This is a genomic window from Paenibacillus taichungensis, assembly GCF_050994985.1.
GTDB classification, from domain to species: Bacteria; Bacillota; Bacilli; order Paenibacillales; family Paenibacillaceae; genus Paenibacillus; species Paenibacillus taichungensis.
In genome coordinates this window covers 133,595-156,975 of sequence record NZ_CP194720.1, presented here as the reverse complement: position 1 = coordinate 156,975, position 23,381 = coordinate 133,595, and the positions used below count along the sequence as shown (strand labels likewise).

At 47.5% G+C, this 23,381-nt stretch carries 17 protein-coding genes and 1 pseudogene; 3 read left to right on the top strand and 15 right to left on the bottom strand.

The genetic code is table 11. The features are described from left to right. Positions 1-5 precede the first annotated feature (5 nt). From ACR1R9_RS00735 to xylA, 9 genes and pseudogenes are all read right to left on the bottom strand, one after another. Entirely contained in the window at positions 6-1,133 is a 1,128-nt protein-coding gene (locus ACR1R9_RS00735) for a transglutaminase domain-containing protein (protein WP_099858565.1), read from the bottom strand. Between the two features lie 199 nt (positions 1,134-1,332). Next, positions 1,333-3,732, bottom strand: a complete 2,400-nt coding sequence (locus ACR1R9_RS00730; RefSeq protein WP_433921915.1) for a YcdB/YcdC domain-containing protein — start codon at positions 3,730-3,732, stop codon at positions 1,333-1,335. A gap of 202 nt (positions 3,733-3,934) precedes the next feature. Beyond that, entirely contained in the window at positions 3,935-4,885 is a 951-nt protein-coding gene (locus ACR1R9_RS00725; protein ID WP_326067347.1) for an alpha/beta hydrolase, read from the bottom strand. 157 nt (positions 4,886-5,042) lie between these two features. Continuing rightward, complete coding sequence (locus tag ACR1R9_RS00720; RefSeq protein WP_310854748.1) at positions 5,043-5,675, bottom strand: bifunctional 4-hydroxy-2-oxoglutarate aldolase/2-dehydro-3-deoxy-phosphogluconate aldolase; 633 nt, start codon at positions 5,673-5,675, stop codon at positions 5,043-5,045. 235 nt (positions 5,676-5,910) lie between these two features. Next, positions 5,911-6,981: a glycosyltransferase gene (locus ACR1R9_RS00715; protein ID WP_433923771.1), complete on the bottom strand. Its 1,071-nt coding sequence runs from the start codon at positions 6,979-6,981 to the stop codon at positions 5,911-5,913. A 429-nt stretch (positions 6,982-7,410) separates the two neighbouring features. Further along, positions 7,411-7,929 (bottom strand): annotated as a pseudogene (locus ACR1R9_RS00710) (hypothetical protein); the annotation flags it as partial. Further along, the gene (locus ACR1R9_RS00705) at positions 7,895-8,611 is read right to left on the bottom strand and encodes a glycosyltransferase family 2 protein (protein ID WP_246318028.1); all 717 of its coding nucleotides are present in this window, start codon (positions 8,609-8,611) and stop codon (positions 7,895-7,897) included. The pseudogene ACR1R9_RS00710 and the gene ACR1R9_RS00705, both read right to left, overlap by 35 nt. A gap of 294 nt (positions 8,612-8,905) precedes the next feature. Next, a complete protein-coding gene (gene xylB, locus ACR1R9_RS00700) occupies positions 8,906-10,399 on the bottom strand; it encodes a xylulokinase (protein ID WP_326067343.1) in 1,494 nt (497 codons plus the stop codon). A 478-nt stretch (positions 10,400-10,877) separates the two neighbouring features. Continuing rightward, on the bottom strand, positions 10,878-12,194 hold the full coding sequence (gene xylA / locus ACR1R9_RS00695; protein WP_063566575.1) for a xylose isomerase: 1,317 nt from the start codon (positions 12,192-12,194) through the stop codon (positions 10,878-10,880). A 200-nt stretch (positions 12,195-12,394) separates the two neighbouring features. Between xylA and ACR1R9_RS00690 the strand changes: the two genes are divergently transcribed. Both ACR1R9_RS00690 and ACR1R9_RS00685 read left to right on the top strand, forming a co-directional pair. Next, positions 12,395-13,561: an ROK family protein gene (locus ACR1R9_RS00690; RefSeq protein ID WP_433923772.1), complete on the top strand. Its 1,167-nt coding sequence runs from the start codon at positions 12,395-12,397 to the stop codon at positions 13,559-13,561. Between the two features lie 145 nt (positions 13,562-13,706). Further along, on the top strand, positions 13,707-13,904 hold the full coding sequence (locus ACR1R9_RS00685) for a hypothetical protein (protein WP_053779005.1): 198 nt from the start codon (positions 13,707-13,709) through the stop codon (positions 13,902-13,904). A gap of 132 nt (positions 13,905-14,036) precedes the next feature. Here ACR1R9_RS00685 and ACR1R9_RS00680 read toward each other — a convergent pair whose 3' ends face one another. From ACR1R9_RS00680 to trxB, 3 genes are all read right to left on the bottom strand, one after another. Beyond that, complete coding sequence (locus tag ACR1R9_RS00680; RefSeq protein ID WP_433921916.1) at positions 14,037-16,022, bottom strand: AraC family transcriptional regulator; 1,986 nt, start codon at positions 16,020-16,022, stop codon at positions 14,037-14,039. A 208-nt stretch (positions 16,023-16,230) separates the two neighbouring features. After that, the gene (locus ACR1R9_RS00675) at positions 16,231-16,461 is read right to left on the bottom strand and encodes a glutaredoxin family protein (protein WP_024631391.1); all 231 of its coding nucleotides are present in this window, start codon (positions 16,459-16,461) and stop codon (positions 16,231-16,233) included. Positions 16,462-16,520: 59 nt separating this feature from the next. Then, positions 16,521-17,462, bottom strand: coding sequence for a thioredoxin-disulfide reductase (trxB, locus tag ACR1R9_RS00670; RefSeq protein WP_076291238.1), 942 nt, complete (start codon positions 17,460-17,462; stop codon positions 16,521-16,523). Between the two features lie 253 nt (positions 17,463-17,715). Between trxB and ACR1R9_RS00665 the strand changes: the two genes are divergently transcribed. Further along, positions 17,716-18,447, top strand: a complete 732-nt coding sequence (locus tag ACR1R9_RS00665; protein ID WP_053779008.1) for a ZIP family metal transporter — start codon at positions 17,716-17,718, stop codon at positions 18,445-18,447. 155 nt (positions 18,448-18,602) lie between these two features. Here the strand turns inward: ACR1R9_RS00665 and ACR1R9_RS00660 are convergent, their stop codons facing one another. The 3 genes from ACR1R9_RS00660 to ACR1R9_RS00650 all read right to left on the bottom strand — a co-directional run bounded on the left by ACR1R9_RS00660 (position 18,603) and on the right by ACR1R9_RS00650 (position 23,280). Continuing rightward, positions 18,603-19,418: an alpha/beta fold hydrolase gene (locus ACR1R9_RS00660; protein WP_433921917.1), complete on the bottom strand. Its 816-nt coding sequence runs from the start codon at positions 19,416-19,418 to the stop codon at positions 18,603-18,605. A gap of 181 nt (positions 19,419-19,599) precedes the next feature. Continuing rightward, a complete protein-coding gene (locus ACR1R9_RS00655) occupies positions 19,600-21,612 on the bottom strand; it encodes a heavy metal translocating P-type ATPase (protein ID WP_433921918.1) in 2,013 nt (670 codons plus the stop codon). Between the two features lie 360 nt (positions 21,613-21,972). Then, positions 21,973-23,280 carry a homocysteine synthase gene (locus ACR1R9_RS00650; protein ID WP_076291235.1) on the bottom strand — a complete coding sequence of 436 codons (1,308 nt, stop codon included), beginning with the start codon at positions 23,278-23,280 and terminating at the stop codon, positions 21,973-21,975. Positions 23,281-23,381: the final 101 nt, after the last annotated feature.

Here is a 23,381-nt window from a genome sequence, read left to right as displayed (position 1 = left end):
TGCTGTCACATGGTCCAGGTAATCTTCACACGCAGATCGACGGTATCCTCCATGTTGGACACGTAATACGATATTGACTTCATGCCAAGCTGATACAGATCCTGCAAATCCTCTACTAGTCCTGTCTCAGTACCTTTGTATCTAAAAGTCAGTGAGGTTCCGCCATCCTTGAGCACACTCTGAACTTTAGTTTTTAGCGCGGAATGACCACTAACTGCATCATTTTCATCATAGAGCGAGTATTCCAGCGTATGATAAAGCTGCTGGTACGCGGTTGCCTTGCTGCCTCCAGACTTCACCAAAGTTTGCAAAGCTTCACGATAGGGGGCAGATGCAGCAGGATACTTGCCTTTAGCTGTCCAGACATGGTCCCGTGCCATCTCATCATCACTGAGTAAATAATAACTGTGACTTACCTTGCCCTTACGGTCAGGAGTAGGGTCATCCCACGTCGTATCCATATGGTACCACTTACCATCCAGCTTGACGAGATTCCAGGCGTGTAATTGCTCACCAGCCGTTCCTTCCACAATCCGGTTCTCTATACCTACCTGCTCCAGCATGCGATAAGCCAGCAATGAATATCCCTGGCATACAGTACTGCCGGTAACAAGTCCATCGTATGCAGTATATTTCTGCAAGGATGTATCGTAGGACAGGTTAAGTACAATCCAGTCATGAATGACTTTAACTTTCTCATGATTCGTCATGCCAGGCAATATAATCTCTTTGAGCACGTTGGTCACCTTACGGTTCACATAATCGGTCTGCTCCTTCGTTTCCCGATATGCCAGCTTCACATGTACCTCTGCGGATACATTGGAACCTTTATAATTAAATGCGTAACTTTTAACGGTATATTGAATATAAGGATCACTGGTCATTGCTTCGTCAATGGAGCTCTGCAACTGTTTTTTGAGGCCTTTCACATTGCCTTTGTATGTAAAAACAAGTTCCTCTGTACGCTGGGACATCGCATTAAGCAACGTCTCGCGCAGATCCGTATTCGTGGATATGTCCGATGTTCCCGACGCCGCGTACAGCTGATCCAGATCAACCGCATGTGGCAGTGCCACAGCGACGAGACAGCCAGCCAATAGCAAGGTTATCACTCGTTTTCCGTGCTTGCCCATGAAAGGATACCACCTCTCTTTGCAAAGTTCTCATGCCTCATTGTATCACAAAAGGGATTGACGGCAGGCTTCTAGTTTTGTCGAAAAGCATCAAAAGAGACCCTCCGTAGAAGGTCCCCCTGTCTTCAGTAAAACAAACCTAACCTACCCGTTATCCTCATCATATGACTCTTCCGGGCATTTATGCAACAAACTCAAATCAATATAAACGATTGCCGCTCATAAAGGTATCCGTCTTACCCTGAAGCTTGGCCAGACGTTCCAATACCTGAGCCGCTTCGGCAACCGTCACTTTGCGTGCAGGCATGAATCGTCCTTCAATCGAAGGCAACAATCCCAGCTTGATGCTGAGGGAGACAGCTCCCTTGTTGTTGACTGCACTGGCATCTGCCAGGTTGGGAAGATCCGATGGCAATGTGTAGAATCCGGCTAATTTCTCATAGCGCAAAATGCGCACGAGCAATACCGCCAGCTCTTCACGAGTCATCTCCTCTTCTGGATTTAGCTTCGTTTCAGAGTCGGCACCCGCTAACCAGCGCTGATCGATCAATGTCCGCACAGCTTGGTAATAAGGGCTCTCCGGGGTAATGTCAGCGTATAAATTGCCATCCCCGTCTCCACTATAATACATATCCATATTCGGATTAATTGCTCTTGCCAGATAGGTAAACCAATCACCCTTGGTGATGACTCGGTCTGGGAATACACGTCCCTGTTCATCTGCAAGAAGCACACCATGTTGCACTATGTTCTGCAGGGCTGCTTCAGCGGCATGTCCCGTAATATCACTGGTGGTAACTTGAACTGCCCCAGTCGTACTGCCGTACATCGACTTCCATTCTCCCGTGTTAGCATCCAGCACTTCATAGGATACGCCAGTTAGTGGACTGTCCGTACGAGTAGGCATGTAGGCAAGCTTTACACCCACGGGAACGGATTCGCTGTTACCCATGCTGTACCCACCATAACGAGAGTAGGACAACACCAATTTGAATTCTTCAAGATATGTTGCTCTGGCTTTCTCATAACTAATGGCCGGTTTGACGTCCGTCGGTAGCTGCTCTGGCGTTGCAGCAACCAGCGCATAATATTCATTGAGCGTTCCATCATTTGAAACTTGTACCTGAACCGTATCATCCTTAACCAAAATTCCGTTTAGGTACCGTTGGAAAATAAATGTTCGTGCATCGTCCAATTCAAGCACCGTTGAAAGTCGGAATTGCTTGCTTGCATCCGGCACAAGTGAGATGACTGTATTGACAGCGAGTTTCTCTGCCTGAGATTTGGTCACGGTCTTGCCTTTCACTTCCGTCTCCGGCTTCTCTTGCTCCATGCCCGGCATCATGCGCTGATATATGTTCACACTGTAGATCTGTCCGGTTGCCGCATCAACCTGCGCCGAAATGTCTCTCATAAACATATAAGACACACTTGCATTGCGGTTGCTCCAGCTTAGACTCCAGACCTGATTGTTTGGACTTGCAAAACTGCCTTTAGTTAACTGGCTATAATCCAATTGGTAACCTTCGGGTATATTAAAACTCTTTTTGACCAGCTTCTCTACCTGCTGAGCATTCAACTTCGACCCAGTATTCGGTGTAAAAGCAGCTACACTGCCCTTCAGAGGTTTGTCCTCCTGGGAGACTTCCTGAGAAAGGGTTTCACCTGTCAAGCTATTGATTCGATCCAGTGTATCCGCATTTAGTGGAATAACACTTGAGTTCTTCGGCGTGTATCCCAAGTAATACTTCTGGCCTTTGCGAGAAGAGAATCGGTCTTCGCTAATATAGGCCAGCTGAACATCGAACTGTTCCTCGAACTTCTGCTGAGCCTGCTCCGCTGAAACCGCTGCTTTCGATGATGGATATTCAGCTCCAATGGTCGTTCGTGAATATCCCGTAATCAAACCGCTCTGATCCACACTTATGTAGGCTGTTTCCGCCTCGGACACTAAGCCTTCATGTTTCAACTGGTAGCTGTAAGTATATTCTGTTCGGCCAAAGAGGGATTGCTGTGCATTATTTACATACTGATCATCAACGGCAACAAAGCCATCTTCCTTTAAATTCGGAATCGCCTTGTACAAAAACTCATCTGCCTGCTTTCTTGCTTCGGTTCTTGTTAATTTCGTCTCTGAATCCGAAACCTGCTTTTCCAGCAACTCTGAAGGCAAATGTACACTTAGCACTTCCCCTGTAACCGCATGAACCGTTGCGCTGAATCCAGTGGATCGGTTGCCTTCACGCAGTTCAAATCCGATATCCCACGCCTTATAATCTGGTGGCGGAAAAGAATTCGGTGAATCAAATCGTGCGTATGAAATCGTCGCCTTTTTTAACAATGGAAATAATTTCAGTATATTCTCGCTGGCTTGCTTGGAGGAGATTTTGGCTCCTTCAGGCACCTCGTTGTCTGTTAATCCAAGTTGTTGTTCCGTTTCCCCCGCTGCGGATTCTGTTACCTGTTCCGCTGTCGCTGCCGACGCGCTGCCTGCAAACCCTTGTGTCTGTGATGCCAGAAGCAAAGTTGCCATGGCTGCTGTAGCCGCTTTGGCTGTCAACATTTTGAATCGTACATTAAAATTCCAATCAAAACTCAAATCTGGACCTCTCCCTTCAATTTCATACAAGGATGCATGAAAATAACCTCGCATGAATATTGCCAGTCTATTCTATGATACCATAAGCTTCCTTTTTAATCGTCATTTTCCCAACAATTTTACAAATGTGAATTTCTGCATATTTTATAGAAACAGCAAAAAAACGCCAACTGGGTTGGCGTTTCGACGATCAGCCTGAGCATCAAGTGGGCTGAATTTTCTCTATATTGACGTTCGGCATAACAGATTCATTGGACTGAGCCTGCACCTTTACATGTGTTTTCAAAAAAGGAATCACCGTATTCCAGAACGCAGGATCTTCTTCTGAACAGCTATGGCCTCCACTATTGACCCATAGATGCTCCACGGGCGGATCCGCTTTGGACATAAAATATTCAAGTTCGCTTGGTGGAATAAAGTTATCACCTTTGGAATGTACCATAAGCATGGGTAGCTGCATTCCCTTGCGCCGTTCATTCAGCAGCATGACTGGATCACGCTGTCGATACGTTTTCAGAGATTCTCCAAGCCGCCAGAACCAGATTCGCGGAATCAGCTGGGCCAGTGGAAACAAAGGCAGACGGCGCCGTCTCAGCTCCGAACTGACGATAACCTCGAATTGGGATGGCATGGAGTCCGTGATCACCGCTGATACAGGAATGCCCTCCGTTACAGCGAGGATCGTGCCTAGCCCACCCAAGGAATGCCCAAGCACGCCGATAGCAGCAGGATCAATTTCCGGGCGTGATGACGTATATTGCAATGCAGACAGCAGATCATCGCGGAACAGGTAAGCTGAAGCCGCTTTAACTGGGTCACTGGCTCCATGGCTTCGAACATCGTACATAAAGAGGGCGTAACCCGCTTCCCAAATGGGACGTGCATAACGGAGGACACGGGATCGGTTGGAGCCCCAGCCGTGTGCAATAATAACCAACGGCCAAGGCTTCGGGAGATGAGCTCCAGCCGGAATGAACCAGCCATGCACTCGCCCACCTCCACTCTCGAAGGTTATATCCTCAAATGGCATGGGCGGTGTGAGCGTAATCGGAATCTTTTTGGGGGTTTGACTCTTCACAGCTGCCTTCCATAAACCACCCGCAGTTACCGCGGCAACAGCAATCATCCCGCCAATCATCGTTTTAGCTTTCACTGGTGTCACTCCTCTCCGTTTTCTGGTCTAACTCCATCATACGACAGCAAGGTTAACCGGACGTTAATCCACATCACTTCTTATATTATCTAATGGTTCAGAAGCTCTTCATATATATACCCTGATGTGTCTAGTCCACTTCCGTTAGCTTCAATGTTCAACCCTCGATTTTCGCTATTTCCACAAATGCACGAGTGCAAGCAGCGATCTGCTCATCGTTCCCTGCCGCAAGTGCTTCTCGTGGCAAAAGTGCACTTCCAAGGCCCACTGCCGCCGCACCAGCAGCATAATAATCTGCAATGTTATCCAGCGTGGCTCCTCCTGTTGCAAGCAGTGGAATATGATTCAATGGAGCCTTGATTTCACGTAAATACGGAATACCCATACTCGCCATTGGAAATAGCTTCACCGCTTTTGCTCCTGCTTCATAGGCAGCCACAATCTCCGTTGGAGTCATCGCACCGGGCCAGATCTCCACTCCATGTTCTACAGCATATTCAATAACAGACAGATCGACATTCGGAGACACGAGAAATTGAGCACCTGCTGCAACGGCTTCTTTGGCCATCTGCACATTCAGTACCGTGCCTGCCCCGATATAAGCCTTACCCTCATGCCGTTCGCGCCAGTCTGCAATAATATCATGTGCTCCAGGTGTGTTAAGTGTCACTTCCATCAGTCGGATTCCACCATCGGTCATTCCCTGCCCTGCTGCCTGAGCAGCTTCCCGGCTAATACCACGAACAATAGCCACCAGTCTCGATTCCAATAATACTTCCGTCAGATTCATGCCAACTTCCCCTTGTTTCATAGATTCGGCAGCCGAGGACAAGTATTCGTTATCACCGCTTTTCCGTTAGTCACTATTGTAAAGCATATCGTCCCCTGGATGAAATCTTTTGATCCAATTTCTTGTGAGAGTGTGTGCACCAATATCTCCGGTATAAAGTTAAATAGGAACACAAAAAACCTCTCCATAGAAAAAGGGATTATTCATCCTCTTTGTTCCATTAGAGAGGTTTGTTCTAAGCATTTTCCAGCACATTATCCTTCTCCAGATCCTTAAAATACTTATCATTATACAACATGCTGGGATGTGTCGGATGGTACATCAAAGCAATGTCATTGTGCTCTTTGGCTTTGGCCCGATTGCCCATCCGGTCATAACACACACACAATTGTAAATGCGGCATCCATGTCCATGCAGCTTCGTTCAATACGACCATCGGATCAGTCGGTCGTACGGCGCGGGTCGCCTGTTCATACCAGTATAAGGCTTTGCGGTAATCGGCACGGTCAGCAAAATATCCACCCAATCGGCAGCAGATCTCGGCCCTCGGTAAATCAAAGGCAAAGGATCTCAGCAATGCCGAGACTTCCTTTTCGGAATGTTCAAGTGCTGCCTCGCAATCAGCTATTTTCTGGCATGCCGCAATCTGATCTTCCACCCATCCCAGCCCAGTATCCAGAAATTTTCCATAGTAATGCACTGCATCTTCAAGATGCCCGTGGTCTTTCAATTCATTGCCAAAATAATATAAATCACGCGGAGAGAATTCCTCCCCTGCCTGTTCGCGTTTGCGATAAATCTTTAGATTGCGATCCGTGTATTCCTTATCTTTCTTATGCGTGACTGCCACATCACTATGCAGCAAATGACCGACCACTTCAAGATATTCATGCACGGCACCAATCCAGCGATAATTCCGATCCCGGCGCACCAGTCGGTTCCGTCTCAGACTATATGCCACTTTTCCTTCCGCTGTAAACGACAGATGATAATCCATCGTGACACTGTCCACAGCAGGATCCATGGAACGCTTCAGTTCAATGAACTTCACCCGGTCATCCGGTTCAAACACATCATCTGCATCCAGCCATAATATATATTCACTGGTTGCTTGTTCAAAGGCAAAGTTCCGTGCTGCCGCAAAATCATCCACCCACTCAAAATCGATGATGCGTTCTGTATAACGGGCTGCGATCTGACGTGTCTGGTCCGTCGAACCCGTATCTACGATCACGATCTCGTCAGCGATCCCATTAACCGAGTCCAGACATCTGGCAAGGGAAGCCTCTTCATTTTTCACAATCATACACAGCGAAATACTGATCGATTCCTCTCCGCGTATGGCTCTGCGATTAAAAGCAGCCACTCCCGGCAATTCCGATAGTCGGTAAATGTGATAGGCCGGAAAATGTGTATCCACATATAAACGAAACCCCAATGCCTGGGCACGGATGCAAAAATGGCGATCTTCTCCCCAGAACGATACATTCGGAATCTGGTCATAGGAAATCCCGGACTCCAATACATTCCTGCGAATAAGAGTACACGCCCCCAGTCCCCCCACTTCATAACAACCCGGAGTACGCAATTGCCTCAGGAATGCATCCGTTTGTGTACCTTCGTCCTCTGCTTCCTCCCCTGAGTTGCGTTTGCCTCCCTTGCGAAACAGGGCGTACTCATCCTGCAACCAGACTTGTGGCATTTCCCTTGTGCCCGGCTGCCATCGTGTCCAGAAGATATTGGAGATGATCTCCTTCCTGTTCGATACGAGCTGTTCCAATGTCCGTGGATGCAGGACGAGATCGGAATCAATCAAGAACACGGCATCGTACTTCTGGTCACGGGCATATGCCAAAATACGATTTTTCAGTCCGGCTACCCGCCAGATCTGTTCGTCGCGCCAATAATGCCCACCCTCGTCCTTGTTGTATACTCCTTTTCCCTGATTGGTATCTGCTTCATCTACATTGGCATCCAAAAGACTGCCTTCATGCCGAAGTACAAACTCATGGAGCATATTGGATGCCGCTTCTTCTTCATTGTCGTCCACAAACAGATAGTCTGTCGTCACCGTCGTTCGCTCAAGCGATTCCAAGGACTGGAGAAATTCACGTAGTACCGGGGCTGTCTGCCGAACAGGACTTGCGATAAGAATCTTTTCCTTTGGCTCTTCTTTACCTTTTTCTTTTTCCTTCTTCAACTCTATTGTCCTCCTTCCCTTATTCCGACCATTGCAAAAGTCTGGGCTCTGCATCCAAAATGGATTCGTACTGTTCCTTCCAGCCATATCTTGCATCCGGGTCCAGTGCCTGATAGCGCTCGTATTTACGAATTCGGTCCTCTGCACGTGCCCAACCATAATGCTTCACCCGAGGCGAGTGGCATCCATAGGCAAAATGCTGAATGGTTAGCGGGAAACGGCCGCAGTGCTGCGGAGTTTCCTTCCATTCATAGCTCCATTCCGGTCTGTATCGGACCAGGAATGGCCGATAATACGCATGAGCCTGCCAGTATTGATCTTCCCGGTAATGTGTATCGCTCCACATATCAAACAACCTGAAATAAATGGCGTCCTCCGTTCCACCCAACAGTTGATTCCGAACAGTCCCAAAATCCGTTGTCAGGATTTCATCCGCGTCCAGATTCAAAATCCATTCCGGTCCGGTAGCCACTGTTGTCTCCCACTGCTGCTTCCGTAAACTCACCTCATCTGCAAACAAGGAGGCCGGGTTCACAATCAACGTAAGCGGAATTCCCTCCAGCATTTCCTGGCATAAAGCAACGGTATGGTCTGTACTTCCGTCGTCAATGATTACTGCACGATCAATCCACGGCCGGTGAGTCTCTAACGCTTGTCTGAGATACCTGTGCTCCTCATTGCGGACAATCATGGACAAGGTGACATGCGGCCTCGTGGTTGCTTCACGATCTTCCAACTCCCCACCTCCAGGCTGAGTCTGTCACGCGTAATAACTGATGTGCTATGGATGATTAAAATGGCAGAACCCCTGTTAACCTCAATATCTAATCTATGCGCGTCTGGAACGGGGTTATGTCTGGCAGGGAAACCTTTCATGACGTTTAGGAACCTTCAAAAACGATATGTTCTTCTTTTCTTGGACAACGACAAAAAAGGCACCCGCTTCCGCAGGTGCCTCGTTAATGTAATATTTCATTGGTTTAATTGTTAATGACCTATTCAGATCTCAATATAAAAGAGGTCTGAATAATCAACGATATGCTGCCAGACGGTCATTCAGACTGCGTGTTTGCCCGTACACATCCTGATACAGTGCAAATAGTCCGTCATACACCTTAACCGCTTCCGGGTTAGGCGCATAAGATTTCGCAGGACGAATGAACGCGGCAGCACATTCTTGCAAAGATGGGAACCAGCCACAGCCATAAGCTGCCAGCATCGCCGCGCCCATAGCTGGGCCCTGCTCACTTTCCAATTTCACAATGGTTGCATTGAAGACATCAGCCTGCATTTGCAGCCAAGCTTCATTTTTGGCACCGCCGCCAATGGAGATGACTTCGTTGACTGTTTTGCCAGCGTTACGAAGAATATCAATAGACTCGCGCAGCGAGAACGTAATGCCCTCCATCACAGCACGTCCAAAATGCTCCAGCTTATGACCGGCATCCATGCCGATAAAGCTGCCACGAATGTTCGCATCCGGGTGCGGTGTACGCTCTCCAACGATATAAGGCGTGAACAACAACCCGTTGCTTCCCGCTGGAATCGCATCAATGCCCTGCAAGAGCACATCAAATGATTTGTCAGCTGCAAAAGTATCCTTAAACCAGGACAGGCTGTATCCTGCCGCAAGCGTTACCCCCATAATATAGAAGGCATCTTTCTCGCCATGGTTAAAAAAGTGAACTTTGCCTTCGAAATCGAGATCTTTACGCTCTTCATAAGAAAGCACTACCCCGGACGTTCCGATGCTGCACATCGTCTGTCCTTCACTCAGAATGCCTGCGCCAATGGCTCCGCAAGCATTGTCCGCACCGCCTGCATAGACTTTCGTTGCGGCTGCAAGTCCGGTTTGATCCGCAATCTCAGGCAGCAATGTGCCTACTTCTTCAAATGACTCCACAAGACGTGGGCACAAGGATACTGGCAGTTCAAAAGCTTCCGCGATTTCCTTGCTCCACTGCTTGCCTGCAACGTCCAGCAGCAATGTGCCCGCTGCATCCGAATAATCCATGGCATAATCACCTGTCAGGCGATACCGCACATAGTCCTTCGGCAACAGGAACAGCGCTGCCTGTTGCAGCAATTGCGGCTCGTTCTCCTGTACCCACAGGATTTTGGGCAGGGTAAAACCTTCGAGCGCACGGTTGCGGGCAATACTTAACAATTTCCCGTCCAGTACTTTCTCAATGCGGCGGCACTGAGCCGTTGTCCGTGTATCGTTCCATAGAATGGCATTGCGCAGCGGTTTACCTTCGGCATTCACCAGCACCAAGCCATGCATCTGTCCGGAGAAGCTCAGTCCTTCGATCTCCGAAGGATGTACGCCGGACACCTCCAGCAATTTGCGCAGCGAAACAATTGTCTGCTCTACCCAATCTTCCGGATTCTGCTCACTGTATCCAGCTTTGGGTTGGTACAGCGGATAAGCCTCGGAAGCTTCAAACGCCACTTTCCCTTCACGGTTAACCAGCACAGTTTTAACTGCACTTGTTCCCAGATCGACACCAATTACGTAACTCATGGGTTAACTCCTCTCATTTATCTCTGGTTATATCCACGAAGAATCCAAGTTTACATGAGAGTCACTCCGTGATCAGAAAACCCTTGGATCGCCGTTACCCCCGAATTTCCTTCATCCCTTTAACAAGGGAGAAATCCGGGGATAAATGCCGACCGCTTCGCTTCCTCCGGGTCCTTTCTGCTCACTCCGTTCTGCATGCTTAATCATGAACACACATGGATATGAAACGAGTAAAACGTACTCGTCTCTGTAGCTGAAAATCGTGCCAACGACATATATCTGTCATTAGTAATGGACATGCAAACCTTGATACTCATGAAATTCAATCCATTTCGGTATCAAAAAACCGTCCCCGCCTTCCCAGGGGAAAGTCGGGAACGGTCCGAATGTCATGCTTGTTCAGGCGTTCCGTGGTACAAGCTTGTACAGGGCAGGCATGGTCGTCACATGCCATGCCTTGCACAGATGAGACCCGGTATTAGTCAGCCAGGATGTATTGGTTGAGTTTTGCTCTCAGCAATTCCTGACGTCCGGATTGGTTTTTGCGTGGGCTTTCGTTGTTCAGCGCGTACTCTGCAAGGGAAGCCAGTGTTGCTTTACCTGCAACCACATCTGCACCGATACCTTCGCTGAAGCTGCTGTAACGTTTTTCGATGAAGTCATCGAATACACGATCTTCAATCAATTTCGCTGCTACTTTCAGACCTTTAGCATACGTATCCATACCCGCGATGTGTGCCAGGAACAGATCGTCTGCTTCGAAGGAACCACGACGTACTTTGGCGTCAAAGTTCACACCACCACGGCCAATACCGCCGTTTTTCAATACTTCGTACATTGTCAATGTAGCATCGTACATATCAACCGGGAACTCATCTGTATCCCAACCGATCAGCATGTCGCCTTGGTTGGCATCGAGGGAACCAAGCATGCCGTTTGTACGGGCAACGCGGATCTCGTGATCGAATGTGTGACCAGCCAGTGTAGCATGGTTAGCTTCCAGGTTCAGTTTGAAGTGTTTGTCCAAACCGTATTTTTGCAGGAAGGCAATAGAAGTTGCTGCATCATAGTCGTATTGGTGTTTGGTTGGCTCTTTCGGTTTAGGCTCGATCAGGAATTGTGCATCAAAGCCAATTTCCTTCGCGTAGTCTACTGCCATGTGGAACATACGGGCAATGTTGTCTTGCTCCAGTTGCATGTCTGTGTTGAGCAATGTGTCATAACCTTCACGACCGCCCCAGAACACATAGTTTTCTGCACCTAGACGTTTACCCACTTCCAGACCTTTCTTGATTTGCGCTGCAGCATGAGCGTACACATCTGCGTTGCAAGTGGAAGCTGCACCAAACATAAAGCGTGGGTTGGAGAACATGTTCGCTGTATTCCAAAGCAATTTTTTGCCGCTGGATTTCATGTGGCCTTCAATCAGGTCAACGATCGTATCGATGTTGCTGTAGAACTCACGCAGGCTGTTGCCTTCTGGTGCAATGTCCACATCGTGGAAACAGAAGAACGGGAGATTCATTTTTTCCAAAAATTCAAATGCTGCTTCCACGCGTACTTTCGCGAGGTCCAGACCGGAGTATTTATCCCAAGAACGAACAGCAGTCTCCGCACCAAACGGGTCACTACCACCCGCTGTTAATGTATGCCAGTAAGCCATGCCGAAACGGAAGTGCTCTTCCATCGATTTGCCGGCTACAACTTCTTCCGGATTATAATGTTTAAAAGCAAATGGATTCGTGGAATCTTTACCTTCGAACGAAATTTTATTAACGGATTCAAAATAGGCCATGTAAAATGCCTCCTCAATAGTTTTGAAAGTAATCGTTTACAACGTTATCCTAACACATCGGTTATACTTTGTCTATTGGTTAAACAAAGTAAAAATAAAAATGTTTTTTGCACGTTTGTTTACGCTATAATAGTCGAATAGCTTGTTTACGGATTGCGGGTCTGAACCCTTTTATAGAAGAATAGGAGTGCCTTATGGATATGAAAATTACCGGAGACCAGATGCTGGTCAAAAAAATAAACAAGTCGATCGTCCTGGATACGATTCGGCGTCATGCCCCCCTCTCCCGTGCGCGGGTATCCGAGATTACAGGGCTGAACAAAGCAACGGTATCCAATCTAGTTGCCGATCTGATCAATGATGAACTCTTGCAGGAAATTGGCCCTGGGGAATCCAGCGGTGGACGTAAACCTCTGATGTTGCTGTTTCGCGGTACATCGGGATATGCCGTAGGTTTGGAACTCAGCGTGACCCACTTAAAAGGTGTGCTCACCGATCTGGAAGGTCATATTATCACAGAGTACGCTGTGAAACTGGAACATCATGATGTGTCCTCTGTATTTGAACAGTTGAAACTTGCGGCAGAAGATCTGATTCATGCAGCCCCTCCCTCCCCTCACGGGGTAATTGGAATCGGAATCGGGGTTCCGGGCATGGTGGACGAGGAAGGAACGGTGCTTTTTGCACCCAACTTGGGGTGGGAGAAGGTTCCCCTGCGTGCCATGCTGGAAGAAGTATTCGAGTTACCTGTCACGATCGACAATGAAGCGAATGCAGGTGCGCATGGAGAATTGAATTTTGGTGCAGGTATCGGTGTACGTCATCTGATTTACATTAGTGCAGGCATCGGGATCGGTTCAGGTATTATGGTGGATGGCGAGCTGTACAAAGGAGCCTGGGGATATGCCGGAGAAACAGGCCATATGTCCATTGAAGCAGAAGGAAGACCATGCTCCTGTGGCAATCGCGGCTGCTGGGAGTTATATGCTTCCGAGAAAGCTTATGAGCACCCGGATCATCAGTTGCTTTTGCCGGCACATACAACACGGGAATTGATTGATTATGCACAGCAAGGCCATGAAGATGTATTGAAGTTATATGAGGAAATCGGCCGCAAACTGGGGGTTGGCATCACTAATATCGTCAACAGTTTCAATCCTGAACGCATCATTATCGGCGGCCCTCTCTCTGAAGCAGGACCATGGATTGAAACGGCGCTGAAACAAGTGGTGGAGGAGCGTACATTGCCCTATCACCGTCGCAGTTTGCAGATTGAATGGGCTTCTCTAGGCAGTCGGTCCACACGTGTTGGTGCCGCATATTCAGCAATCTCCCAATTTCTAGGTAAAATAAGAGTGTCCGTCTAATAACTGATGAAAATTGACATCATTTCGCCCCATTTCCTCCCTTTTTGTTAAAGAAATCCAGAGGTATAATAGGGTTATGTGATTTTTGTCATGGCGGCATGAATGTCGCCATGTTAATTCCGATGACGAAACGGAGTGAAAATTCGTGACCTACGTGGATACTTCAGATATCTCGGCGCAAATGTTTGTCACCGTACTCCTGTTCCTGATCGTGCTTGCGCCGCTGTTCAGCCTTGGCATACTTCGATTGTTTCAGAGCAAAAAGAAGGCTGGTTTCATGTACATGCTGTCAGGCGTACTGGTGTATGTAGTATTTCAGACCTTTATGAGTATCTTTTTTTAGATAAGATAAAATATGTTTCATTTTAACGTCAAATCCCCTTTTACATCCACAAAAGAGTTCATGAAAAGATGTGCTCTGTTGTAGCTGTGAAAGGGGATTTTTCATATTACCTATTTAAATGGATCATACTCACTAGCTTTTGGAGTTCTCTTGATTGCGCTCTTCCATCATTTCCACAATGTCTTGAATTTGTCCCATGACAGAAATCGGATCCGAGAAATAGAATTTGTAACCGTCAATTTCGTATAACTCATTGTTTTTGACCGCATCTAACGTTCCCCACACCGGATCGCTCGCATAGTCGTATGATTCCGCTTTGGCATTCACGGCCATAAATACGTAATCACCAGCATATGAATCGGCGAGCTCATTGGAGATCGTAGCCCAGCCCACTTTCGGATCAATGCTGCGTTCCACGTTCTCGTTCATAGGCAAGTCCAATTCACCATGGATTGTTCTGCCCGTATGCGCATTACCATAAAGCGTGATGTCTTTGCTCAAGCCTCCGTCAAACACAGTAACGGTTTCCCCTTCTTTGATTATACTGCTTAAACGCTCCTTGGCCGAAGTCACCTTTTGTTCAAAATCGGTAAGCCATGCCGACGCTTCAGCCTCTTTTCCCAATATAACGCCAAGCTCTTTAACCTGATCACGAACCGGAGCCGAGTTGTCCAGAAAGACGGTTGGGGCGATTTTGGAATAAGCATCGTAACTTTTGGCATCGCCTGTAACGATCAGGTCAGGGTTCAATGCAGTTATTGCTTCAAGATTGTCCGAAATATCCTCGATACCGGAAACCTTGCCCTCCAGATAAGGGTTTTGCATGAATACGCCATTACTTCCTACAGGTTTTACATCCAAGGCCAGAATATGACCCAAGAAGAAATCTGTTACGACACGCTGCGGATTAGCAGGCACTTCAACCTCGCCCATGGAACTATTCACTTTACGTGTCGTCGCTTGTGTATTTTCATTTGAATTATTTTCGCTTGTACTGTTCACTTGGGAAGATGGTGCATCCGATTGAGCTGTACTTCCATCTCCAGTTGCAGCCCCTGTATTCCCCGAAGAACCGCCACTACATGCACTTAACAGCAACCCAAAAGCCATTAGCAAAGCTATCGGAACTCTCTTTATATTTCTTAACATATCGTCAGACCCTCCATCTAGGTGTTGATAATAATTATCATTATCACATAAAGGAATATAACATGGGGGTAAAGAGCCAACAATATGATTTCTTCCTGCTGAGGATGTAACATCTTCCTCTACAATCTGCTTACGATACTTCTGTGGGGAAACTCCCATATACTTTTTAAAGGCGTTGCTGAAGTAATATGCATCTTGATACCCAATAGAAGAGGCAATAATCCGTAAGGGAAGCTTTGTTTCGACTAAGAGCTTGCACGCTTTTTGCATACGCAAACGGATTAGGCAGTCAATCGGTCCACGATTCAGCACTTGTTTGAAACAATTAGAGAGATGACCCGGACTACGTTGCATTACTATAGCCAAAGAATCCAACGTATGAGGCTTCGCATAGTTCTTCAACATGTATTCCAGAGTAAGTGTGACCAATTCAACAGGACTAGCTATTTTTACAATCGGAGACTGCAGATAAAAATCCTGCACCATGTGATAAACCCATTGGTAGAATGATGATTTGAGTTGAAGTGGCACCGAAGGCCCATGCTCCTGCTGCTCCTGAATTTCCAGCATACGATCTGTAATTTCATATATCATCATCGGCTGAGTTGGTGTCACACGGTATGTAACATAGGTTGGATTTCTGTGTTTGTCTAATAACAGCGGCTCATCGCCGTACGTTGGTACCCATTCTGCTTTATACGAAATCACGATATACTCCGCACCCTCTGAACCTGCGTTAACTTCAAACCTGCTTTTGGGAGGGGCATGAATAATCTCAAAATGATTGATGGAATAGAGCTTTTGATTGAGCAGTACCAGCAAATTACCTCTTCTAATACAGAAAAAACTGCTAGACTGAATCGTGAATAATTTTCTTTGGCCTTTTGCGAGAAGAGCATGTTCAACATGAATATCTCGTATATTCGCCTGTTCCCAGAAGCGAAAATGCTCCTGTTGTTCTATAATCATGCTGACTGTTCACCTCAATGCTTACGACTTAAGAAAAGAATATCGCACTTCTGTTCATTGGACAATTCGAAGATTAATGAAGTAGATCTGAATCAAATAAAGAAGCCTCAGTCCTGATTCGGACTAAGGCTTCTCCAATATATATTCAAACGGCTCGCACGAACCGGAATAGCTGCATGTGACTTGAACTTACCCTATACAGGGTAAATTAAGCGTCCAGCGCTTTGGCGAATTGAGTTTTGTTCATACCCAGAATACGGTGCTCACCAATGACAGTCAGAGGTACGGCACGTACGCCCATATCCCATACTTGTTGTGCGAACTCATCGCTTGTCTCGATGTTGCGCTCTTCATAAGAGATACCTTTGTCAGCCAGGAAGCTTTTTACCGATTTGCAGTTTGGGCAGTTGGTTGATGTGTATACAATTACGTTTTCCATGTTTATTCACCTCATATTGTTTTTTTATAGCTAATCTATTGATCAAAACAGCTCTTCCCTTACAGGACTACAGCGCTGTGCTCCAAGCTCTCAATATATTTCTCTGTATCCATCGCAGCCATACATCCACTACCTGCAGCTGTGATCGCTTGTTTGTAACGAGTATCCTGTACATCACCACAAGCGAATACGCCTGGGATATTGGTTTCGGATGTGCCCGGTGTAGTCAGAATATAACCGTGTTCGTCGGTTGTGATCTGTCCGCCCAGGAATCCAGTGTTTGGTGTGTGACCAATTGCAACGAATACACCGCTAGCAGGGATGATTTCTTCTTCACCTGTTTCGTTGTTCAGTACTTTCAATCCAGTTACGCCGTTGTCGCCAGCCAGCACTTCAAGAGGGGTACGGTTCAATGCCATCTCCACTTTCTCGTTGCTGCGTGCACGATCCTGCATGATTTTGGAACCACGCAGTTCTTCACGACGGTGTACCAAGGTTACTTTGGAACCGAAACGGGACAGGAAGCTCGCCTCCTCCAGCGCGGAGTCTCCACCGCCAATAACGATGATTTCTTTGTTGCGGAAGAAGAATCCGTCACATGTCGCACATGTGCTGACACCACGGCCCACATTCGTTTCTTCTCCAGGAATACCGAGGTATTTAGCAGATGCGCCTGTAGACAGGATCAAGGTTTCGGAAACGAGTTCACCCATGCCTTCAACCTGAATTTTGAATGGACGCTCGCTCATATCGATGTTGTTTACCCAGCCTGTACGGAATTCTGCACCGAAGCGTTCTGCTTGTTTGCGCATATTGTCCATCAGTTCAGGACCCATAATGCCGTCAGGGAAACCTGGGAAGTTCTCCACTTCTGTTGTTGTTGTCAGTTGACCACCAGGTTGCGGTCCTTCAATAACGAGTGGATTCAAGTTGGCACGTGCCAGATAGATTGCTGCTGTCAGCCCTGCAGGGCCTGTTCCAATAATAATTGATTTATACATGTATAGTTCCTCCCCCGGGTTCTACAAAAAGGTCAGGCTCTCCGGCATCAAAAGCAAAGGCTTTTGCATACACTAGAACGAAAGCCTACATCATGTCCACATGAACTGCCCGTTATGACAATTAACCTATGCAGAAACGGAATTCTAATTTATAATCATTCTAATCTGTTGTTCATTATGATCTCTTTTATGTACGGTGTCAATGCTCGGCAGCGATTATGAAGAAGTCTTCATCAGGAGGGAAAATGGAAGCATGAACGATGCACTCATTGGCAGCTTTATCTCAGCCATGTCTACCGGCCTTGGGGCCATACCTATTCTATTTATGCGCAAAGTAACACACCGCCTGCGTGATATTTTGCTTGCTTACGCAGCAGGCATCATGACCTCTGCCTCGGTGTACAATCTCATACCGGAAGCACTCGGGCAATCCAATTTGTTCGTACTTGCCCTTGGTATCATGCTGGGCAGCATGGTTCTGCTTGTGCTAGAGATGAAGATTCCCCATGTGGATCTGGAAAATCCCGAGAAGATGCCTTTCAAAATTGAAGCCAAAGCCTTCATGATCATTGCAGCTATCACCATGCATAACCTGCCCGAAGGGCTATCGGTAGGTGTCAGCTACGCAAGCAGTGACGCAGGACTTGGCAATCTGATTGCCTTCTCCATTGGATTGCAGAATGCGCCGGAAGGATTCCTGGTCGCCCTCTTCCTCGTCAATCAGAACATCGGTCGCTTTAAGGCGCTCGGTATCGCCACGCTGACGGGTGCAGTTGAAATTGTTACAGCCATGATTGGTTACACACTCAGTAGTCTGGTCTCTGGTCTGGTCCCATACGGTCTTGCCTTTGCAGCGGGTGCGATGATGTTCATCGTGTACAAGGAACTGATTCCCGAAAGCCACGGCGACGGCAATGCACGGGCGGCAACGGTTTCCTTTCTGCTTGGACTGATCACGATGATTGGTCTAACTGAACTCTTTTAATGGAAAAGAACAAAGAACAGCCCTCACATGAACACAAGAATGGACGGCAAAAAACCTGAAAGGACAGCGGATCGCTGAACTTCCAGGTTCTTTTTTTGTTCACAAATGAAGATTAAATGAAATAATTGGAACGATCTGTAAAGGTCGTTCTACGATCACAATTCGGATTTGATGAATCGAATCAATTCGGCATTGAATTTTTCCAATTCATCATAGAATGCCCCATGACCACTCTCCTCAAAAGCAATCAATTGAGAACCGGCAATGCCTTTATGCATCTCTTCGGCAAACTCAAATGGGCATATCTCATCCTTCTTCCCGTGCAAAATGGCTGTAGGTACCTGAATCGAACTCAGGTCACCTCGCAGATCCTCATCGCGCAAGGCAATCGCACTGTTAATCGTACTGTAAGATGAAGCCTCCATGCCGAGTGCATGGAACCAATCCATAAACGGCTGGCTGTGCTGCTTCGCGAAAAACATGCCGCCAAACGTCTCCAGCAGCTTCGGACGATCTGCGAAGATCGGCTCAATAATCTGCTCGGTGAGCTGCGCTGGAGTCAATCCATACGGATAACCCTCACGCTGCGTGAACACTGGTGCCGCCGCAGACAATAGCGCCAGCTTGGATACACCATGTCCCGCATGGCGGGACATATAATGCACGGCAATCGCTCCACCCATGGAGAAGCCTGCAAGCACCACGTCGGTCAACTCCAGATCATCAATCACGGCACGAACATCGTCGGCCATCCGGTCGTAGTCATAACCTGTGGACGGAGCATCCGACTTGCCGTAACCTCTAAAATCTATTGCTATGGCACGAATGCCATGATTCGGCAGTACATTTAATTGATATTCAAACATTTTATAATTAACTGGCCAGCCGTGCAAAAAGACAACCGGTGTTCCTTGGCCAATATCTTCAACAAATACACTCACTTTTGGTTCCACTTGTACGTAACGTCCCATATTTCACAGCTCCCTTTATTGTCATCTCGTTGCAGCAGCAGATTGCCGCACTGCATGGTAATGTTCCAATAACAACGTTCCCTTAGTCATATTCCGTGTAGAACGTTCCTCTGGAATCGTCTCTTCGGTTCATTACCCGCTGACCCAAGGTTCAAACGCCGTCTTTTTCAAATGGATTTAGTTATCGTAGCAGTCTTAGTCCATTCAGAATAACCAGGGTCGTGCTGCCTTCATGGCCTACCACGCCCAATGGTAACGCAACATCTTGAAGGAAGTTGCCCGCGATTAGAGCCAGAATTACCGTGATGGCAAAAAACATATTCTGCTTCACCGTCCGCTGGGCCCGGCGAGCCTGCCTGATCACCCAAGCGATTTCTTCAATATTGTCATTCATCAGTACAACATCCGCTACTTCCAGTGCCGTGCCGCTGCCCGATACGCCCATGCCCATGCCAACCGTTGCCGCTGCAAGTGCAGGCGCATCATTCACACCATCCCCAACCATCAACACTTGCCCGTACTGTTCGCGAAGTAGATGCACCTGCTTCACTTTATCTTCGGGCAACAGACCTGCGTACACTAGGCTCACACCTGTCTCTCGGGCGATTACTGCTGCCGATTCGGGACGATCACCTGTCAGCATAGCCACCTTCACACCCATCGCTTCCAGCATTTTTACCGCTGCGGCCGCTTGTGGGCGCACAGTGTCCCTCATCGCGATCAGTCCGGCCATCTCCCCGTTCGCTGTGATGGCAGACACGGTTTTGCCTTCTCCCTCAAGTTGGGCACGTATGCCAAGCCATACAGCAAGATCATTCATATCAGAAACACCCAATTGCTTCTCTATCTCATTTGCGTTATTTACCTCACTGATATGATGCGTATCCATTTCATCCGTTTTGCCAATTTTCCAGAGAACGCCGTCTACTTTCCCCTCAATCCCCCAGCCTGTCAGAGCTTGAACCTGTTCAGCAATCGGGAGGTTGATGTCCTCCTTGCTTGCCTGCTCCACAATGGCCCGAGCCAGCGGGTGCATCGAAAGGTTCTCAATGGCGGCTACCGCCCCCAACAACTGTGTCCGGTCATATCCGTCTGCCGTTATAATATCGGTCACCTGTGGTGTACCCATCGTCAATGTCCCTGTTTTATCAAAAGCAACCACCCGAGTCTGGGCCATGTTCTCCACATGAGCGCCACCCTTGAAGAGAATACCGCGACGTGCACTGCTGGACATCGCTGACAACATGACCGGCATAATGGAAGAAACCAGGGCACAAGGTGAAGCTACAACCAGAAAGACCATTGCTTTGTAAAACGCCTCGTTCCATGTCCAACCAAGCAATAACGGTGTTCCCGCAATAACCAGCACCGTTACGGCGACAACAATACGGGCGTATATCCCCTCGAATCGCTCTATAAAACGTTGCGAATCCGGCACTTCCGTCTGCGCTTCTTCCACCAGTTTAATGATTTTGCCAAACAACGATCCTTCAGCGGATTTGGTTACCTCCACATATAGAGCGCCTTCGCCGTTCACGGTACCTGCAAATACTTCGTCACCAGCAATTTTGTCTACAGGTAAGGATTCGCCTGTAATCGAGGCCTGATTGATAAAAGAGCTGCCTCGGTACACGACACCATCCGCCGGAACCAGTTCGCCCGGTTTCACCAGCAACAGATCCCCAGGCTGCAAATCATCGATGGATACACGATTCATCTTCCCGTCCTCAATACGCAGCGCCGTTTCCGGTTTGAGCGCCAGCAGTGATGAAATATCCTTGTGACTGCGCTCCGTTGCATAGCTTTCCAGTGCACCACTTAACGCAAAAATAAAGATCAGCATGGCGCCTTCATTCCAGTAGCCGATGGCTGCCGCTCCCAACGCTGCTGCAATCATGAGCAGATTCACATCGAGATCACGATCCTTGACCAGTGTCTCCATGCCTTCTTTAGCCTTGGTCCATCCACCTATGGCATAAGCAACAATATATAGTAGTACGGATAACGGGTTAGACCATGATGCCGTCGCCCAGGCAATAAGCATCAAAAGTCCACTGCCCAGAGCAGCTTGCATTTCTTTGTTGCGCAGCATAGCCCGAAAGTCTGGTTTGCGCCCCCGGCCTGGGCCAGGTGTATTGGCTGAACGCTGTTCAGCTTTGGCCTGGGTTTGAATGGGTTGGTGTATCGCTTGCATATGAATCACAATCCTTTCTGATTGTCGGGTTGTGGATTGCACTTTGCTGCATCCATGTCCCCTGTATTGAAGTCGTATTGAGAATGAGAGCCATTGTTAATACCCTAAAAATGACACATGCTGCTGCGGGAATCCCGCAGCAGCATGGTTATTGAATGATTTTCAAATCATTTTGATTGAGAATGATAATCATTTTTGTACTTATGCAATTATTTTTACCCAATACAACTTTTGCTTTATTATATGCCTGTGCTCTGTATTTGTAAATGGTTTTTTCACCTTAGCCGATGTAAAATAAAAAAAACCACTCGTCCATAAGGACAAGCGGCTCGTGTGAATTAAATTTATTAACGTTATGAATTAAACACTAACGCTTGATTGCTGGCTAGCTTTAATGGCTTGCTCCAAATCGTAGAGGATATCCTGAATATTCTCTGTACCTACAGATAAACGAATCAGCTCAGGGTTAACGCCTGCTGCGGTTTGCTCATCTTCTGTCAGCTGTTGGTGCGTCGTACTTGCCGGATGAATGATCAGTGACTTGGAGTCACCTACGTTGGCAAGGTGGGAGAACAGCTTCACATTTTCAATCAGTTTGCGTCCTGCATCCACGCCGCCCTTGATACCAAAGGTCAGAATAGCTCCCTGGCCTTTCGGCAAATACTTCTGTGCCAGTTCATAGGAAGGGTGACTCGGCAAACCTGCGTAGCTTACCCATTCCACATCCTCATGTTTCTCCAGATATTGCGCCACAGCCAGTGCGTTGCTGCTATGACGTTCAACACGCAGATGCAGTGTCTCCAGTCCTTGAATGAGCAACCATGAATTGAAAGGTGAGATCGTAGCACCCAAGTCGCGCAGCAATTGTACACGAGCTTTGATAATATAAGCAATCGGCCCAACCGCTTCCGTATATACAACACCATGATAGCTGGAATCCGGCTCTGTCAGTCCCGGGAACTTACCACTTGCTTTCCAGTCGAATTTACCGCTGTCCACAATAACTCCACCAATGGAAGTACCGTGACCGCCAATAAATTTGGTAGCCGAATGAACGACAATATCAGCTCCATGTTCAATTGGACGAAGCAGATATGGACTTGGGAATGTATTGTCTACAATCAAAGGAATGCCATGTTCATGGGCGATCGCTGCCACAGCTTCAATATCCAGTACGTTGCCTTGCGGATTACCAATCGTTTCAGCGTACAATGCTTTTGTTTTATCCGTAATCGCCGCCCGGAAATTTTCAGGATCACTGGAATCTACAAACTTTACATCTAAGCCAAGTTTCGGTAGTGTGGTTGAGAACAGATTGTACGTTCCTCCATACAGACTCGCTGCGGAAACAATCTCATCTCCCGCACCTGCGATGTTTAAGAGGGAGAACGTAATCGCTGCCTGACCGGAAGCGGTAGCCAGAGCACCAGCGCCTCCCTCAAGTGCAGCAATACGTTGTTCGAACACATCCGTGGTCGGATTCATCAGACGTGTATAGATATTGCCAAACTCTTTCAATCCAAACAGATTGGCTGCATGCTCCGTATCACGGAATCCGTAGGATGTTGTTTGGTACAACGGTACTGCACGTGCATGGGTAGTCGGATCAATCTCCTGGCCGGCATGGATTGCCAATGTTTCAAATGAAAGCTCACGTTCGTTTGACATAAATCTGTTTCCTCCCTTAACTTATACGTTTGGCAAATCCCTAGATGTCATGACATGGTGGCGTATGTTTTCCATATTCTCTCACAAGATGTCGCTTTTGA

Coding starts and splice junctions, on each gene's coding strand:
- ACR1R9_RS00735 (WP_099858565.1), bottom strand. CDS start 1,133: ATGGGCAAGCACGGAAAACGAGTGATAACCTTGCTATTGGCTGGCTGT.
- ACR1R9_RS00720 (WP_310854748.1), bottom strand. CDS start 5,675: ATGAATCTGACGGAAGTATTATTGGAATCGAGACTGGTGGCTATTGTT.
- ACR1R9_RS00715 (WP_433923771.1), bottom strand. CDS start 6,981: ATGATTGTGAAAAATGAAGAGGCTTCCCTTGCCAGATGTCTGGACTCG.
- xylB (WP_326067343.1), bottom strand. CDS start 10,399: ATGAGTTACGTAATTGGTGTCGATCTGGGAACAAGTGCAGTTAAAACT.
- xylA (WP_063566575.1), bottom strand. CDS start 12,194: ATGGCCTATTTTGAATCCGTTAATAAAATTTCGTTCGAAGGTAAAGAT.
- ACR1R9_RS00690 (WP_433923772.1), top strand. CDS start 12,395: ATGAAAATTACCGGAGACCAGATGCTGGTCAAAAAAATAAACAAGTCG.
- ACR1R9_RS00680 (WP_433921916.1), bottom strand. CDS start 16,022: ATGATTATAGAACAACAGGAGCATTTTCGCTTCTGGGAACAGGCGAAT.
- ACR1R9_RS00675 (WP_024631391.1), bottom strand. CDS start 16,461: ATGGAAAACGTAATTGTATACACATCAACCAACTGCCCAAACTGCAAA.
- trxB (WP_076291238.1), bottom strand. CDS start 17,462: ATGTATAAATCAATTATTATTGGAACAGGCCCTGCAGGGCTGACAGCA.
- ACR1R9_RS00665 (WP_053779008.1), top strand. CDS start 17,716: ATGAACGATGCACTCATTGGCAGCTTTATCTCAGCCATGTCTACCGGC.
- ACR1R9_RS00660 (WP_433921917.1), bottom strand. CDS start 19,418: ATGGGACGTTACGTACAAGTGGAACCAAAAGTGAGTGTATTTGTTGAA.
- ACR1R9_RS00655 (WP_433921918.1), bottom strand. CDS start 21,612: ATGCAAGCGATACACCAACCCATTCAAACCCAGGCCAAAGCTGAACAG.
- ACR1R9_RS00650 (WP_076291235.1), bottom strand. CDS start 23,280: ATGTCAAACGAACGTGAGCTTTCATTTGAAACATTGGCAATCCATGCC.